Here is a 15096-nt window from a genome sequence, read left to right on the forward strand (position 1 = left end):
AAAAGGCCGTCTGAAAAGTTTTCAGACGGCCTGCTTATTCCAAAAGAAAATCCCGTGAGCGCAACCAAACCGTTCGATTTACCTCTTTTTCTGAAAAATCTGCCCAATCTTCCGGGCGTGTACCGTTTTTTTGACGAAGACAACAACATTTTGTATGTCGGCAAAGCGGTCAATCTCAAGCGGCGCGTTTCCAGCTATTTCCAAAAAAACGACCATTCGCCGCGCATCGCATTGATGGTAAAACAGGTTCACCATATTGAAACCACCATCACGCGTTCCGAAGCCGAAGCGCTGATTCTCGAAAACAACTTCATCAAAGCCTTGTCGCCGAAATACAATATTCTTTTCCGTGATGACAAAAGCTATCCTTATTTGATGCTCAGCGGCCATCAATATCCGCAAATAGCGTATTACCGCGGCACGTTGAAAAAGCCTAATCAATATTTCGGCCCGTATCCCAACAGCAATGCCGTGCGCGACAGCATTCAAGTGTTGCAAAAAGTCTTTATGCTGCGTACCTGCGAAGACAGCGTATTCGAGCACCGCGACCGTCCTTGTTTGCTTTACCAAATCAAACGCTGCACCGCGCCTTGTGTCGGCCACATCAGTGAAGAAGATTATCGCGACAGCGTGCGTGAAGCAGCCACTTTCCTCAATGGCAAAACCGACGAACTGACGCGTACCTTGCAACATAAAATGCAAACCGCCGCCGCCAATCTGCAATTTGAGGAAGCTGCCCGTTACCGCGATCAAATCCAAGCACTCGGCATCATGCAGAGCAATCAGTTTATCGACAGTAAAAATCCGAACAATCCAAACGATATTGATTTACTCGCGCTGGCGGTTTCAGACGGCCTGGTTTGCGTACACCGGGTCAGCATACGCGGCGGACGGCATGTAGGCGATAAAAGCTTTTTCCCCGACACCAAAAACGATCCCGAGCCAAACGGACAAGATTACGCCGAAGCCTTCGTCGCCCAACATTATTTGGGCAAAAGCAAACCCGACATCATCATCAGCAACTTTCCCGTTCCTGATGCGCTGAAAGAGGCTTTGGAAGGCGAACACGGCAAGCAGATGCAATTTGTCACCAAGACCATAGGCGAACGCAAAGTCTGGTTGAAAATGGCGGAACAAAACGCGCAAATGGCGATTGCACAACGCCGCCTGCAACAAAGCAGCCAGCAACACCGCATTGATGAACTGGCAAAAATCCTCGGTATGGATTCAGACGGCCTCAACCGCCTTGAATGTTTCGATATCAGCCACACGCAAGGCGAGGCCACTATTGCGTCCTGCGTTGTGTACGATGAGCAAAACATCCAGCCTTCGCAATACCGCCGCTACAACATCACGACCGCCAAGCCCGGCGACGACTACGCCGCCATGCGCGAAGTGTTGACGCGCCGTTACGGCAAAATGCAGGAAGCCGAAGCCAACGGCGAAAGCGTCAAATGGCCGGATGTCGTGTTGATTGACGGCGGCAAAGGGCAAATCGGCGTAGCCGTATCGGTATGGGAAGAACTCGGGCTGCACATACCTTTGGTCGGTATCGCCAAAGGCCCCGAGCGCAAAGCCGGCATGGAAGAACTCATACTGCCTTTTACCGGCGAAGTCTTCCGCCTGCCGCCCAATAGCCCGGCTTTGCATTTATTGCAAACCGTACGCGATGAGTCGCACCGCTTTGCGATTACAGGCCACCGCAAAAAACGCGACAAAGCACGCGTTACTTCCTCACTCAGCGAAATCCCCGGTATCGGCAGCAAACGCCGCCAAGCATTGCTCACCCGATTCGGCGGTCTGCACGGCGTGATTGCCGCCAGCCGCGAGGACTTGGAAAAAGTGGAAGGCATCAGCAAAGCCTTGGCAGAAACTATTTACGAACATCTGCACTGATAGGTTTAAAAAGCAAAAAGGAACAATATGAAATCTGTCATCATCAAAAATATCGAGATCGGCAAAGGCCTGCCTAAAATTGCCGTGCCGCTGGTGGCCGCTAATACGCAGGAATTGGAGCAGGCTTTGCGCGTATTGAAAGAGACGGCTTTTGACATTATTGAATTTCGTGCGGATTTTTTCCAAACTGCGCTTGATGCCGATTTTATTGCCGAGCAATTAGGCATTGTCCGACAGGCTTTTCCTGACAAGCCTTTGCTGTTTACGTTTAGAAGGACGCAAGAGGGCGGCAATACGCCTTGTTCTGACGACTATTATTTTGAATTATTGGAAAAAATCATCCGTTCCAAACAAGTCGATATTATCGATATCGAGCTTTTTGCCGAGGAAAGCGGCGTAAAACAAACCATTGCTTTGGCGCATGAGTATCAAACTGCCGCCTTACTTTGTAATCACGATTTCCAAGCCACGCCGTCTTTGACAGACATTACAGGCCGTCTGAAAACAATGGCCGAGTGGGGTGCGGATATCTGCAAAATTGCCGTGATGCCGCAATCGCCGCAAGATGTATTGACCTTATTACAGGCAACATATAATGTTTCACAAATTATCGACCGCCCGATTATTACTATGTCTATGGGTAAAATCGGAGCTGTCAGTCGCTTGGCCGGCTCGACTCTCGGCTCGGCCGTAACCTTTGGTGCGGCACAAAAAACGTCTGCACCCGGCCAGATTAATGCCAATGAATTAAGGAAAATTTTGGCAATTTTAGGATAGTTTAATTATTAATATTTAAGGCCGTCTGAAAAATATTTTTCAGACGGCCTGATTTTTTTAAATTTATTTCTTTTAATTTTAAATAAAACCTGTAACAATAGGCTTCCTATTTTAATAACTAGAGGAGAAATAAAATGACTACTACTAAAGAAAATCTGGCGAACCCAGGTCCAGTAGGCCTGTGTGGCTTTGCATTGACAACTTGGTTGCTCAGTCTGATTAACGGCGGCTTTTTTACTGCTCAAGAGGGTGTCGGCTTAGTTTTGGGCATGGCTCTCGCCTTTGGTGGTATCACCCAAGTTATTGCCGGTATGTTTGAGTTCAAGAAAGGCAATACGTTTGGCTTTACCGCTTTTATCAGCTATGGCGCCTTTTGGTGGACATGGGCTTTGTTTACCATCTTTTTTAAAGGTGAAACAGCCCCGGCATTTATCGGCTGGTATCTCTGCGCATGGGGTATGTTTTCGCTGATGATGTTTGTGGCTACCTTGACCAAACCTAAAGTATTAAGTGGTATTTTCTTTTTCTTGACGCTGACTTTCTTTGCATTGGGTATTGGCGATGGCATGGAAAATCATAGCATCGTCCATATCGGCGGTTGCTTAGGCTTGGTAACTGCACTTGGTGCGTTCTACTTGGCAGCGGCAGAAGTCATCAACGAATCTTTCGGCAAGACAGTTTTACCAGTTGGCGAGCGTAAATAAGCTTAACCATAAAAATGCCGTCTGAACAGTGGAAATGAAATTAAAGATTTCGGCCACAATGTTCAGACGGCATTTTTTATTTGTCTTCAAATAAATCGACATCAAATAAATCCGGCTCTTTGATGCGCTCCCGACAATCGAGCTTGATGTCTTCAGTAACCCGGCAGCAGCACGGCAAAATTTCTCCGGGCGCAACAAAAGCGAGCGGAAAATTATCATAAGAGACTTTCCCATCCAAGATTTTAACCCGGCATGAACCGCAATAACCGCTGCGACATTGGTATTCAACTTCGTGTCCGGTGCGCTCCAAGCCCTCTAATAAGGTTTCGCCTTGTTGGAGTTGGAAGGTTTTGTCGTGTGTGCTGATGAGTGCCATATGATTTGTTTGGATTGGAAAGGCCGTCTGAAACGGTGTAAAGACGAAATCAAAGATTTCTGCCACACCGTTCAGACGGCCTTGATCATAAAACCGAATGCTCGATTACAGCTCGAAATCGCCCAAATCGTCGGCATTGACTTCCGAATCAATCTGACCAATCAGGTAAGAGGAAATTTCCACTTCCTGCGGCGCAACCTGTACATTGTCAGAAGACAGCCATGCGTTGATCCAAGGGATCGGATTTTGGGTGGCGCCTTCGAATCCGGCAGGCAGACCGACTGCCTGCATACGCAGATTGGTAATGTATTCAACGTATTGAGCCAGAATTTCCTTGTTCAGGCCAATCATTGAGCCGTCTTTAAACAGATAGGCCGCCCATTCTTTTTCCTGCTCGGCTGCTTTTTTGAAAAGGTTGAAGCACTCATCCTGCAATTCATTCGCAATTTCAGCCATTTCAGGATCATCGGCACCGGCGCGCATCAGGTTGAGCATATGCTGGGTGCTGGTCAGGTGCAGGGCTTCATCGCGGGCAATCAGCTTGATGATTTTGGCGTTGCCTTCCATCAACTCGCGCTCGGCAAAGGCGAACGAGCAGGCAAATGAAACGTAGAAACGGATGGCTTCCAACACATTGACACACATCAGGCAGAGATAGAGTTTTTTCTTCAACTCGCGCAAAGACACGGTAACGAGCTTGCCGCCGATATTGTGCGAACCTTCGCCCAACAGATTGTAATATTGAGTGTATTCAATCAAATCATCGTAATAGCAGGCAATGTCTTCAGCACGGGCGATGATGTATTTGTTTTGCACGATATCATCGAACACGACCGAAGGATCATTCACGATATTACGGATGATGTGGGTATAGCTGCGCGAGTGGATGGTTTCGCTGAAGCTCCACGTTTCAATCCAAGTTTCCAGCTCGGGAATCGACACCAAAGGTAAGAACGCAACATTCGGGCTGCGGCCTTGGATCGAATCGAGCAGGGTTTGGTATTTCAGATTGCTGATGAAAATATGTTTTTCGTGTTCGGGCAGATTGGCGTAGTCGATACGGTCGCGCGATACGTCGATTTCTTCCGGACGCCAGAAGAAAGACAATTGTTTTTCGATCAGTTTTTCAAATACTTCGTATTTCTGCTGGTCATAACGGGCGACATTTACCGGCTGACCAAAAAACATCGGCTCTTTCAGCGCGTCGTTTTTGGTCTTGGAAAAGGTGCTGTATGACATAGTTAAGTGTTCGCAGGACATGGCTATTTCTCGGATTAATTTAAATTTAGGAATTTGGATTTCAGACGACCTTATATGTTTTAAGTAAGGTCATCTGAATGTACATTAACTTCTTGCCTTAAATATAGCTGTTAGTTATAATTCTCCCTAACAACTCCCCCAACTTTGCCAACCTACGCGGTTGGAGTCACAAGGTTGGGGGCTTTCTTTTATCTTTGCCACAATCTCCAGTTTCGCGGATCATTTTCCAAACCCATATCGCGCAAACTTACAGCTTTATTCACGACATCAGGAAACTCATCCAGTAAAGCAAGGAGACGGCCTCCCCATTCGGTTCGTGGACAAATAACATCCAACATCCGTTTCATCAGGCAAAAATACACAAACGGTTTATTGATAGACAGTGATTTCCATTCTGCATCAGACAAACCTTTCAAGCTAGCTTTAAACGTAATGTCTCTATTCCATAATCGGCTATGATGTGCCGAAACGTTGCGGATAAAGTTAAATGCGTGTAGATGCGTTTGTAGATGTTTGCCATCTTTCAAACGATACAATTTGGCAATACGGTCTTTATCTTTATTTAACATCCCTTTATACATCATGGACATTGTGCCAAAATCCCATACTTCACAGGCTACCCAAATAGGTAAATCGGTATAATGTTCCAAATGATGTCTAATAAAACTGGTTTTCTTTTCACGTTCGACTAAATTATCATGCCTATTCAGCCATTCGGCATGATTAAAGCCAGGGGTAAAATATTTGTTATCCTTGTAAGACAAGGGATCATACTGCCCCAATGTATGGGCGATATTTACCCGAAGAGCTACTTCAATTCTTTCCAGTGCATCTAATGCCAATTGTCGCAATTTCTTATCGAACATATAAAGGCTTTTGACATCTTCAAAACGAGTATCTGTAATAAACCTATCTAACCTGCTATTAGGATTTTGGGGATCAAATTGGCGGAAAGAGTAAAAATAGCCACTTAGTCGGTAATAACCAATACTGCGTAAATATCCTAATGCATTTTTTTCGTCATCGATCTGTAATCCTCTACTTTTCAGAATTTCCAACTGCTCATCGTAAGATTTCCAAAGCTTGGGTTCTTTTATCTGTTTGCTTTGCATAGCCTGTTTCACTTTCAAATAGGTAAATTGCAAAGTCAAATCTTACAAGCTCCGCCCGCGCAGCCGTCATCTTGAATGTCGGTCTGGGTATCGTCCGCACCATCGCGGGTGTTATGGTAGTACAGGGTTTTGACGCCGTATTTGTAGGCGGTCAGCAGGTCTTTCAGCATTTGTTTCATGGAAACTTTGCTGCCTTCAAATTTATTCGGGTCGTAGGCGGTATTGGCGGAAATCGATTGATCGACGAATTTTTGCATTACGCCGACGAGTTTCAGGTAGCCTTCGTTGCCGGGAAGTTGCCACAGGGTTTCGTAGGCGTCTTTCAGGGTTTCAAATTCCGGTACGACTTGTTTCAAAATACCGTCTTTCGATGCTTTTACCGTTACCAATCCGCGCGGCGGCTCAATGCCGTTGGTGGCGTTGGCAATTTGCGAGCTGGTTTCAGACGGCATGAGTGCGGTCAGGGTAGAGTTGCGCAGGCCGTATTTGACAATGTCGGCGCGCAGGCTTTCCCAGTCGCACAACAGCGGTTCGCTGCACACGGCATCCAAGTCTTTTTTATAGGTGTCGATGGGCAGTTTGCCTTGCGAATAAACGGTTTGGTTGAACAGCGGACATGCACCGTATTCTTTGGCAAGGTTTACCGATGCTTTGAGCAGGTAATACTGCATGGCTTCAAAGGTGCGGTGGGTCAGGCCGAGCGCGGAATCGTCGCTGTAACGGACGCCGTTTTTCGCCAGATAGTAGGCGTAGTTGATGACACCGATGCCGAGCGTGCGGCGGTTCATGGTCGCGGTGCGGGCGGCTTCGACCGGATAGTCTTGATAATCCAGCAAGGCATCGAGAGCGCGCACGGTCAAATCAGCAAGCCCTTCCAGCTCGTCTAAGCTGTTTAATGCACCCAAGTTGAAGGCAGACAGGGTACACAGGGCAATTTCGCCGTTCGGGTCGTTGATGTTGTCCAGCGGTTTGGTCGGCAGCGCGATTTCCATGCACAGGTTAGACTGATGCACGGGTGCGACACGCGGATCAAACGGGCTGTGCGTGTTGCAGTGGTCAACGTTTTGGATGTAGATGCGTCCCGTTCCAGCGCGTTCCTGCATCAGCGTGGAGAACAAATCGGTAGCCGACAAGGTACGCTTGCGGATGTTTGGGTCTTGCTCGTATTTCGTGTAAAGACGCTCGAATTCATCCTGGTCGGCAAAGAACGCGTCGTACAGGCCGGGGACTTCGTTGGGCGAGAACAAGGTAATATTGCCGCCTTTAATCAGGCGGGTGTACAGCAGGCGGTTGATTTGCACGCCGTAGTCCAACTGGCGGATACGGTTGTCTTCTACGCCGCGGTTGTTTTTCAATACCAACAGGCTTTCGGCTTCGATGTGCCACAAGGGGTAGAACAAAGTTGCCGCGCCGCCGCGTACGCCGCCTTGCGAACAGGATTTGACCGCCGCTTGGAACATTTTGAAAAACGGAATGCAGCCGGTGTGTTGCGCTTCGCCGCCGCGAATTTCGCTGCCCAAACCGCGGATGCGTCCGGCGTTGATGCCGATGCCTGCGCGTTGGGAAACGTATTTCACAATCGCGCTGGTGGTGGCATTGATGGAATCGAGACTGTCGTCGCATTCAATCAATACGCAGCTTGAGAATTGACGGGTAGGCGTACGCACGCCGCTCATGATAGGTGTAGGCAGCGATACTTTGAATGTGGAAACGGCGTCGTAAAAGCGTTTGACGTAATCCAAACGGGTCTCTTTCGGGTATTTGCTGAAGAGACACATGGCCACCAAAATGTATAAAAACTGAGGTGTTTCATAAATTTGGCGGGTAACGCGGTTTTGAACCAGATATTTGCCTTCCAGCTGTTTTACGGCAGCATAAGAGAAGGTCATATCGCGGCTGTGGTCGATATAGGCATTCAGCTCGTCGAATTCTTCACGGCTGTAATCTGCGATGATGTGGCGGTCGTATTTGCCTGCTTCGGTCAGTTTTTTAACGTGATCGTAGAGATGAGGCGGTTCGAATTCGCCATAAGCGATTTTGCGCAGATGGAAAATGGCGAGGCGGGCGGCCAAATATTGATAATCGGGCGTATCTTGTGAGATCAGGTCGGCCGCGGCCTTGATGATGGTCTCATGGATGTCGTCGGTACGGATACCGTTGTAAAACTGAATATGTGATTTGAGCTCGACTTGCGATACGGAGACGTTTTTTAAGCCTTCTGCCGCCCAAGTAACAACGCGGTGGATTTTGTCTAAATTGATATCTTCCAAGCGTCCGTCGCGTTTGGTTACTTTAATATTCGTTGCTGCATTCATTGTTCAGTCTCCCCATTAAAAAACACAAGATACGGTATGTGATTGCTTTGAACGGCACAATATAATGTATTTTTCTTTGTTTAACTAGACTTGACAATGCGCTTTTTTCGGGGGCTGATTAAGGAGGGGGAAGGCTCGGACTAGGTTTCATGTGGCTTTGTGGCGATTTGGCATTATTTTGAGTTTGCATCACATTTGGCCAGACATTGGCTAGAGGCTTATGAAATAAAGAGATTTATATTCAGGTTTCGTCTAAATGGAAGGTGTGTTAAATTTTGCAAAGAAAGAAGGATAATGTCGTAATTGATAACACTCTTTTGTCATGCAACACATTAGGCAGTTTGTCGAGGTATCAGGCGAAGCATATAATGGGATGACTATCCAACCTGAACTGAGAGCAAATCATGTTGACACTTAAAACTTTAGGTTTTGCACTGGCAATGATTGCTGTATTGAGCTTGGGTACTTATTCTGCCGAAGCGGCGGCCAAACCGCATGGCCATCATGTGAGCAAACACCAGCAGGTGAAGAAATACAAATTGCATCCTGCTTGTAAGAGATACCTTGAGCGCCGTGCCGCTTGGTATCGCTACAAAGGTAACAAGGCCGAGTTGAGGGAAAACCGTAAAGTAGCAAAAGCGTTCCGCGGTTTGCCTTATGCCGAGCAAAAAATTCAATGCCAAGCTGCTTATCAGGCATTTGATGATTTTGATCACGGCAAATTCCGCCGCCGGTAATCGTCTGATTTGAACAAAGGCCGTCTGAATGTTTCAGACGGCCTTTGATATTTATTTCTCAACAATGATTTTGTTTTCGGCTTGAGGCTCGTATTGGGTGGATTCATCACCGTAATACAACACGCCCAGCTTGATGGGGATGCGGCCTTGCGATTTGCGGTGGGCATTGGAATCGCGCAGGGAATAGGCGCAACCGCAATATTCTTGTTGGTAGAAATGCTCACGCTTGCTGATTTCAATCATGCGTGCGCTGCCGCCGCCTTTGCGCCAGTTAAAATCCCAATAAACCAAGTCATCATAAGGCTCGGCGGCGCGATGGCCGCAGCCGTTGATTTGTTTCATGTCTTTCCAGCGTGAAATGCCCAGTGAGCTGGTGAAAACATGGAAGCCGTTTTCATGGGCGTATTGCGCCGCTTTTTCAAAACGCATGTCGAAACACATGGTGCAGCGGATACCGCGTTCGGGTTCGAATTCCATGCCTTTGGCTTTGGCGAACCATTCTTTACGGTCGTTTTCGTAGTCGTCGTCTTTATCGACAAAGGGGATGCCGAATTTGTCCGCAAAGCGCATATTTTCTTCTTTGCGCAACATATATTCTTTGTGCGGATGGATATTGGGGTTGTAAAAATAAATGGTGTAGTCGATACCGCTGGCAAGCATGGCTTCCATCACTTCGCCGGAACATGGGGCGCAGCAGGAATGCAGTAGGACTTTTTTATGGCCTCCCGGTGGAACGAGGACAGGGCGGTCAATATCGGTAACGATGGGAGTGTTTAATTCGGTCATGGTTGGATTCTATTTATTGTTAAGTGTTTCAGACGGCCTTGGGTATCGAGGCCGTCTGAAATATAAGATGAAGCGTATATTTTAACAGAGCTACACTTTATAGAACAGTTTGCTACTGCTTTTCTTTTTCGTTCAATGGCTTGAACTCTTGCGCATCTAGAGGCGGGGCTGCGAAGATGGGGTCTGGATTGGGGTGTGCCGCAAATTCTGCCAGCAGGTTGCGATAGTCCAGCGACTGCTTCATCAGTTCGGCAGCGGCGGTACGCAGATTGTCCACGTCTTCCGGCGGCAGATAGAAACTGGTCGGGATATTCAACACCTTGTCCCTCAGCTGGGATGGCGGAAGGTCTTTGAGATTCAGGCTGACGAAAGAGAAATAGATGTCTTCGTTCTGTTTGTCTTTGTTCCATTGGTCGACAAAAGCCCTGAAGCGACGCAAAGATTCTTGCGAATGTTGGTCGATCGGGATATTCACGATGGCGGAAACGACATCGCGGAAACCGGGTACGGCCGCGCTTTTATCCAAATCGCTGCTGACTTCGTTTTGGGCATTGACGTTGATGACGACAATATGGCGGATTTTGTTTTGTTTGATTTTATGCGTCAGGAGTTTTTCCGGATACATTTCCGTCATGTCCAAAAGGCTGCGCATACCCAGATTGTCGGTCAAGCCGCCGTCGATAAGGTGGATGTAGGGACGGTTTTTGCTGTCGCTGTATTTTTGGAAACGCTCGAGAAATTCTTTTCGGGTTTGCAGTTGTTTTTTACCGGCTTCGCTGTCGGAGACAATTTGCAGCGGCGGCGTGTATTGGCAATGGCCGCCGTTGTTATTGAGCGTAATCGGTGCAAACACCATAGGCACGGAGCTTGACGCGGCAACGGCGCGGGCAAGTCGCAAGTCGCCCAAGTCGATACACATCGGGTCGAAATATTCCTGCGTGAAATTAAAACGCTCGCCTATGCCCATATCGGTGGCGGAAATGATGGCAAACGGGCCTTTGGCATTTTTTTTCCAAATCGCGGAAAGTGGTTTTTCCGAAAAGGTAGTTTTCAAACTGCTCCTGTAACAGATCGCCGCGTCCGTATTCAGGCGAGGCCAGTCGGGGCAGGTTGGACATGGAAAAGGCTTGTTTGACGACTTGGCGTTGGAAGTTTTGGTGTAGGAAACGTTTATAAAACAAGGGAATGGTTTCTTCGCCTTTGAGTGCAAAATAAGCTGCCAAAACCGAGCCGCCGGATACGCCGACCACCACATCGACATTCGACATCAAAGACTGTTTTTTGCCGCCGATGGTAATCTGTTGCTTATGAAGCTGCTCCAACACGCCATAACCCAAGGCTGCCGCGCGCGTACCGCCACCTGAGAACATCAACACAATAAGCGTATCGTCTTCGTCGTGGTGTTGAAGCCGGCTGGTTTCAAAGCGGTAGCCGCGTTGCAGGTCGACCGTATCAATACCGGCAACAGGCTGATATTTCACCAGCGAGCAGGCGGATAATAGGGCTGCGGAGAGTAGGGAAAGAGCGGATTTAAAAGGGAATTTCGGCATAAACACGGGAAAGTCGGTTGTTCATTCAAAACGGATTATAAAGGTTTTTAGACGGCCTTTATAGAAGGCGGATTTTCAGACAGCCTTTTTGCGTCGATTTTCCGTTATAATCGACACAATCTTTATCTTTCCAAACCCTTATGGCGCAACCAAACCGCATCAACCACGAACCTATCTTTCTGCTTGCTTCCGCCCCGTGGCGCGAGAGCAGCTTGTGGGTGGAGGCTTTCAGCCGCCGTTATGGGCGGGTGGCTTTGTTGGCCAGAAGCGCGCGCAAACGGCAGAGTGAATTGCGCGGCGTGTTGGTGCCGTTTGTGCCGGTGAGCGCGTCTTGGTATGGCTCGCAAGAGTTGAAGACTTTGCATCGCGCCGAATGGATAGGTGGTTGGCCGCAGCCGCAGGGCAGGGCTTTGTTCAGCGGATTGTATGTGAACGAATTGATGCTGAAGTTGACCGTCCGCGAAGATCCGTTGCCCGAGCTATACGATGTTTTGGCAGAAACCATGAAAACCATTTGTTGCGAGGCCAACCATATTGCCGCTTTACGCCGTTTTGAATGGTCGCTGCTGACACGCTTGGGCTTTGCCCCCGATTTGTTCCATGACGGCAACGGTAATGAAATCAACGGCGAAGAAACGTATTGGCTCACGCCGGAAGAGGCTGTGGTTCCCTTGGCCGAGGCCGACCGCTTTCACGCGCTCAATAAAGGCGTTGCCGTATCGGGCGCGACGTTAATCGATTTGAGGGAAGGCAGTTTCGTTCATCAGGAAAGTCTGGGGCAGGCTTTGAAAGTGACGCGGCTTTTGATTGACAACCTTCTGCCCGAGGGCATCAAGTCTCGGCAGGTTTTGCAACAGTTGCAGCAGTTTGGTTTGGGCAGTTGAATTTTTTCAGACGGCCTTTGGTAGGTGAAGATTCAGGCCGTCTGAAACCTTAAAGAAAGGACATTATTATGTTGTTAGGCGTAAACATCGACCATATTGCCACCGTCCGCAATGCGCGCGGTACGATTTATCCCAGCCCTGTCGAAGCGGCGCTGATTGCGGAAACCCACGGTGCAGATTTGATTACCATGCACTTGCGTGAAGACCGCCGCCATATTAAAGATGCGGACGTGTTCGCCGTTAAAAACGCCATCCGCACGCGCCTGAATTTGGAAATGGCGCTGACGGAAGAAATGCTGGAAAACGCGCTCAACGTCATGCCGGAAGATGTGTGCCTCGTACCTGAAAAACGTCAAGAAGTGACCACCGAAGGCGGTTTGGACGTATTGGCGCAACAGGATAAAGTGGCAGAGTTTACTAAAATCCTGACCGATGCAGGCATCCGCGTGTCCTTGTTTATCGATGCCGACAACGTGCAAATTCAAGCCGCTTATGATGTCGGTGCGCCCGTTATCGAGTTGCACACCGGTGCGTATGCCGATGCACACAGCCACGCCGAGCAAATGAAACAATTCGAGCGCATTCAAAACGGCGCGCATTACGCCAGCGATTTGGGTTTGGTCGTTAACGCCGGACACGGCCTGACCATTCACAACGTTACTCCGATCGCTCAAATCCTCGCCATCCGCGAGTTGAACATCGGGCATTCGCTGATTTCCCAAGCACTCTTCCTCGGCCTGCCTGAAGCTGTCCGCCAGATGAAGGAAGTCATGTTCAGAGCCAGAATGCTGCCTTAACGGCATCAGCCATACCGGCTAAGTCGATTTGCTTTGGCCGGTATTCACACTTTCAGACGGCCTGACTATTTAAACAAGGAGCAGACCCATGATTTACGGAATAGGCACGGATATTGTTTCCCTCAAACGCATTATCCGCCTGAACAAAAAATTCGGACTGGCATTTGCGCAACGCATTCTCAGCCCGGAAGAGCTGTTGGAATTTCCGCAGGCAGGCAAACCGGTCAACTATCTTGCCAAACGCTTTGCTGCCAAGGAGGCTTTTGCCAAAGCCGTCGGGACGGGCATACGCGGCGTGGTGTCCTTCCGCAATATCGGTGTCGGGCACGACGCATTGGGCAAGCCTGAATTGTTTTTTGCACCGGCTTTGAGCAAATGGCTGGAAGAGCAGGGCATTCGCGGCTGTCATCTGAGCATGAGCGATGAAGAGGATACCGTCATGGCTTTTGTCATTGCGGAAAAATAAGGCCGGATTTAAGTATTCTGGAATAGAACATCCTTTTCAGACGGCCTGAAGGGTTAGGTATTTGTTGAAGGTCGGGCATATAAGCCCGACATCGTTTTTTTTACGCACAAATCGGCAGGTATCGCTGCCTGCCGCATACAAGAATAATCTCATGATGACTGAAGACACACGTCCATTGGTACAAGTGGTTGCCGGAATTTTACTCGACCAAAACGGCCGCTACCTGCTCAGTTCCCGCCCAGAGGGTAAACCGTATGCCGGTTATTGGGAATTTGCCGGAGGCAAGGTTGAGGCAGGCGAAAGCGATTTTCAAGCCTTGCAGCGCGAGTTTGAAGAAGAACTCGGCATCCGTATCCTTGCCGCTACGCCGTGGCTGACCAAAGTCCATTCCTACGAACACGCACATGTACGCCTGCATTTTTTATGGGTGGAAGCCGACCAATGGACAGGCGAAATCCAATCGAGGGAAGGGCAGAAATGGGCATGGCAAAAGGCAGGAGATTTTACCGTTGCGCCGATGTTGCCTGCCAATAGCGCATTGTTACGTTCCCTCTCCATTCCGCGCCAGCTTCAAGGCCGTCTGAAAAGCGGATTCTGCGGTCAAAACAGCATGGGTGAATATCATGTTGCACAGTATCTGTCGGCTCAGCATCAAACCGCATCTGCCGTATTGCTGGATTTTGCCGATTGGCAACAAGGCAAGCCGATAGAAGCACCCAGCGTATGGCCAATTATTGAAAATACCGAACAATGGCAGCAGGTGCAAAATGCCGATGCTGTCGTTTGGAAAGTGGCGAATGAAGCGGCAGCCAAGCAAGTTGTCGATATTTTGGCGCAAGGCGTGGCTATGCCGCTGATTGCTGCTGCTCCGGAAAGCATGGTTTCCATTTATCGCGAGCAGTGGCAGAGCATGGGTGCGCATGCCGTTTTGACCGATAATGACATTGAGGCCGTCTGAAATGAGTAAAAATCAAAAACTACTGATTGCCGCTGTTTTACTGATTGTGTTTGCGGCGGTCAAACTGCTGCTTCTGGATTGGTGGCAGCGGCAACAGACAAAAGCGAATGTAGTCGAATGTAGTCTGACACAAGGCTGCGTCCTGCCTGACGGTTCAAAAGTGCGTGCGACCTCCATTAATACACACGAGCCTTTCGATATTGTAGTGGAAAATGTGCCTAAGAATACGGGCGCGGTCAGTATCAGTTTCAGTATGAAAAACATGAACATGGGCTTCAATCGCTACAACCTGACGCAACAATCGCCGCAAAGTTGGCAGGCTGCGCAAGTCCGCTTGCCGTTTTGTGTCGAAGGCCGCCATGATTACACTGCCGACATTACCATTGGTAAACAGACTTTTCAGACGGCATTTAGTGCAGAGTAGTCATCATGCAAAGGCCGTCTGAAAATTTAAAGGCTAAAAATTTTAAATTTTTCA

At 48.6% G+C, this 15096-nt stretch carries 14 protein-coding genes and 1 pseudogene; 9 read left to right on the forward strand and 6 right to left on the reverse strand.

What is annotated here, in order from left to right; all coding sequences use genetic code 11:
- The first annotated feature begins 54 nt into the window (after positions 1 to 54).
- The 3 genes from uvrC (at position 55) to HMPREF2872_RS06840 (ending at position 3377) form a co-directional block, all read left to right on the forward strand.
- Positions 55 to 1896: an excinuclease ABC subunit UvrC gene (uvrC, locus tag HMPREF2872_RS06830; protein WP_070632453.1), complete on the forward strand. Its 1842-nt coding sequence runs from the start codon at positions 55 to 57 to the stop codon at positions 1894 to 1896.
- Between the two features lie 27 nt (positions 1897 to 1923).
- A complete protein-coding gene (gene aroD / locus HMPREF2872_RS06835) occupies positions 1924 to 2673 on the forward strand; it encodes a type I 3-dehydroquinate dehydratase (protein WP_070632383.1) in 750 nt (249 codons plus the stop codon).
- Between the two features lie 134 nt (positions 2674 to 2807).
- Positions 2808 to 3377, forward strand: a complete 570-nt coding sequence (locus HMPREF2872_RS06840) for an acetate uptake transporter (RefSeq protein ID WP_070632386.1) — start codon at positions 2808 to 2810, stop codon at positions 3375 to 3377.
- 76 nt (positions 3378 to 3453) lie between these two features.
- On the opposite strand, the gene yfaE is transcribed toward HMPREF2872_RS06840, so the two are convergent.
- The 4 genes from yfaE to nrdA form a co-directional block, all read right to left on the reverse strand.
- A complete protein-coding gene (gene yfaE, locus HMPREF2872_RS06845) occupies positions 3454 to 3753 on the reverse strand; it encodes a class I ribonucleotide reductase maintenance protein YfaE (protein ID WP_003686421.1) in 300 nt (99 codons plus the stop codon).
- A 105-nt stretch (positions 3754 to 3858) separates the two neighbouring features.
- The gene (nrdB, locus tag HMPREF2872_RS06850; RefSeq protein ID WP_039863698.1) at positions 3859 to 4992 is read right to left on the reverse strand and encodes a class Ia ribonucleoside-diphosphate reductase subunit beta; all 1134 of its coding nucleotides are present in this window, start codon (positions 4990 to 4992) and stop codon (positions 3859 to 3861) included.
- Between the two features lie 209 nt (positions 4993 to 5201).
- A complete protein-coding gene (locus HMPREF2872_RS06855) occupies positions 5202 to 6125 on the reverse strand; it encodes an Abi family protein (RefSeq protein ID WP_210398849.1) in 924 nt (307 codons plus the stop codon).
- Between the two features lie 35 nt (positions 6126 to 6160).
- On the reverse strand, positions 6161 to 8440 hold the full coding sequence (nrdA, locus tag HMPREF2872_RS06860) for a class 1a ribonucleoside-diphosphate reductase subunit alpha (protein WP_070632392.1): 2280 nt from the start codon (positions 8438 to 8440) through the stop codon (positions 6161 to 6163).
- 404 nt (positions 8441 to 8844) lie between these two features.
- Between nrdA and HMPREF2872_RS06865 the strand changes: the two genes are divergently transcribed.
- Positions 8845 to 9177 (forward strand): stress response protein, encoded by a 333-nt coding sequence (locus HMPREF2872_RS06865; RefSeq protein WP_070632395.1) that lies wholly within the window; start codon positions 8845 to 8847, stop codon positions 9175 to 9177.
- Between the two features lie 51 nt (positions 9178 to 9228).
- Here the strand turns inward: HMPREF2872_RS06865 and HMPREF2872_RS06870 are convergent, their stop codons facing one another.
- Positions 9229 to 9963, reverse strand: a complete 735-nt coding sequence (locus HMPREF2872_RS06870) for an epoxyqueuosine reductase QueH (protein ID WP_049351040.1) — start codon at positions 9961 to 9963, stop codon at positions 9229 to 9231.
- 112 nt (positions 9964 to 10075) lie between these two features.
- Positions 10076 to 11513 (reverse strand): annotated as a pseudogene (locus HMPREF2872_RS06875) (patatin-like phospholipase family protein).
- Positions 11514 to 11653: 140 nt separating this feature from the next.
- Here HMPREF2872_RS06875 and recO point away from each other — a divergent pair.
- From recO to HMPREF2872_RS06900, 5 genes are all read left to right on the forward strand, one after another.
- Positions 11654 to 12397 (forward strand): DNA repair protein RecO, encoded by a 744-nt coding sequence (gene recO, locus HMPREF2872_RS06880; protein ID WP_070632398.1) that lies wholly within the window; start codon positions 11654 to 11656, stop codon positions 12395 to 12397.
- A 68-nt stretch (positions 12398 to 12465) separates the two neighbouring features.
- Complete coding sequence (gene pdxJ / locus HMPREF2872_RS06885; RefSeq protein ID WP_070632402.1) at positions 12466 to 13194, forward strand: pyridoxine 5'-phosphate synthase; 729 nt, start codon at positions 12466 to 12468, stop codon at positions 13192 to 13194.
- A gap of 88 nt (positions 13195 to 13282) precedes the next feature.
- Positions 13283 to 13660, forward strand: coding sequence for a holo-ACP synthase (gene acpS / locus HMPREF2872_RS06890; protein ID WP_003746639.1), 378 nt, complete (start codon positions 13283 to 13285; stop codon positions 13658 to 13660).
- Between the two features lie 154 nt (positions 13661 to 13814).
- Positions 13815 to 14618 carry an NUDIX domain-containing protein gene (locus HMPREF2872_RS06895; RefSeq protein WP_283119004.1) on the forward strand — a complete coding sequence of 268 codons (804 nt, stop codon included), beginning with the start codon at positions 13815 to 13817 and terminating at the stop codon, positions 14616 to 14618.
- A 1-nt stretch (position 14619) separates the two neighbouring features.
- Entirely contained in the window at positions 14620 to 15042 is a 423-nt protein-coding gene (locus tag HMPREF2872_RS06900; protein ID WP_070632408.1) for a hypothetical protein, read from the forward strand.
- Positions 15043 to 15096: the final 54 nt, after the last annotated feature.

This window comes from Neisseria sp. HMSC069H12, from assembly GCF_001812735.1.
GTDB classification, from domain to species: Bacteria; Pseudomonadota; Gammaproteobacteria; order Burkholderiales; family Neisseriaceae; genus Neisseria; species Neisseria subflava.

Coding starts and splice junctions, on each gene's coding strand:
- aroD (WP_070632383.1), top strand. CDS start 1,924: ATGAAATCTGTCATCATCAAAAATATCGAGATCGGCAAAGGCCTGCCT.
- HMPREF2872_RS06840 (WP_070632386.1), top strand. CDS start 2,808: ATGACTACTACTAAAGAAAATCTGGCGAACCCAGGTCCAGTAGGCCTG.
- yfaE (WP_003686421.1), bottom strand. CDS start 3,753: ATGGCACTCATCAGCACACACGACAAAACCTTCCAACTCCAACAAGGC.
- nrdB (WP_039863698.1), bottom strand. CDS start 4,992: ATGTCATACAGCACCTTTTCCAAGACCAAAAACGACGCGCTGAAAGAG.
- HMPREF2872_RS06855 (WP_210398849.1), bottom strand. CDS start 6,125: ATGCAAAGCAAACAGATAAAAGAACCCAAGCTTTGGAAATCTTACGAT.
- nrdA (WP_070632392.1), bottom strand. CDS start 8,440: ATGAATGCAGCAACGAATATTAAAGTAACCAAACGCGACGGACGCTTG.
- HMPREF2872_RS06865 (WP_070632395.1), top strand. CDS start 8,845: ATGTTGACACTTAAAACTTTAGGTTTTGCACTGGCAATGATTGCTGTA.
- HMPREF2872_RS06870 (WP_049351040.1), bottom strand. CDS start 9,963: ATGACCGAATTAAACACTCCCATCGTTACCGATATTGACCGCCCTGTC.
- recO (WP_070632398.1), top strand. CDS start 11,654: ATGGCGCAACCAAACCGCATCAACCACGAACCTATCTTTCTGCTTGCT.
- pdxJ (WP_070632402.1), top strand. CDS start 12,466: ATGTTGTTAGGCGTAAACATCGACCATATTGCCACCGTCCGCAATGCG.
- acpS (WP_003746639.1), top strand. CDS start 13,283: ATGATTTACGGAATAGGCACGGATATTGTTTCCCTCAAACGCATTATC.
- HMPREF2872_RS06895 (WP_283119004.1), top strand. CDS start 13,815: ATGACTGAAGACACACGTCCATTGGTACAAGTGGTTGCCGGAATTTTA.
- HMPREF2872_RS06900 (WP_070632408.1), top strand. CDS start 14,620: ATGAGTAAAAATCAAAAACTACTGATTGCCGCTGTTTTACTGATTGTG.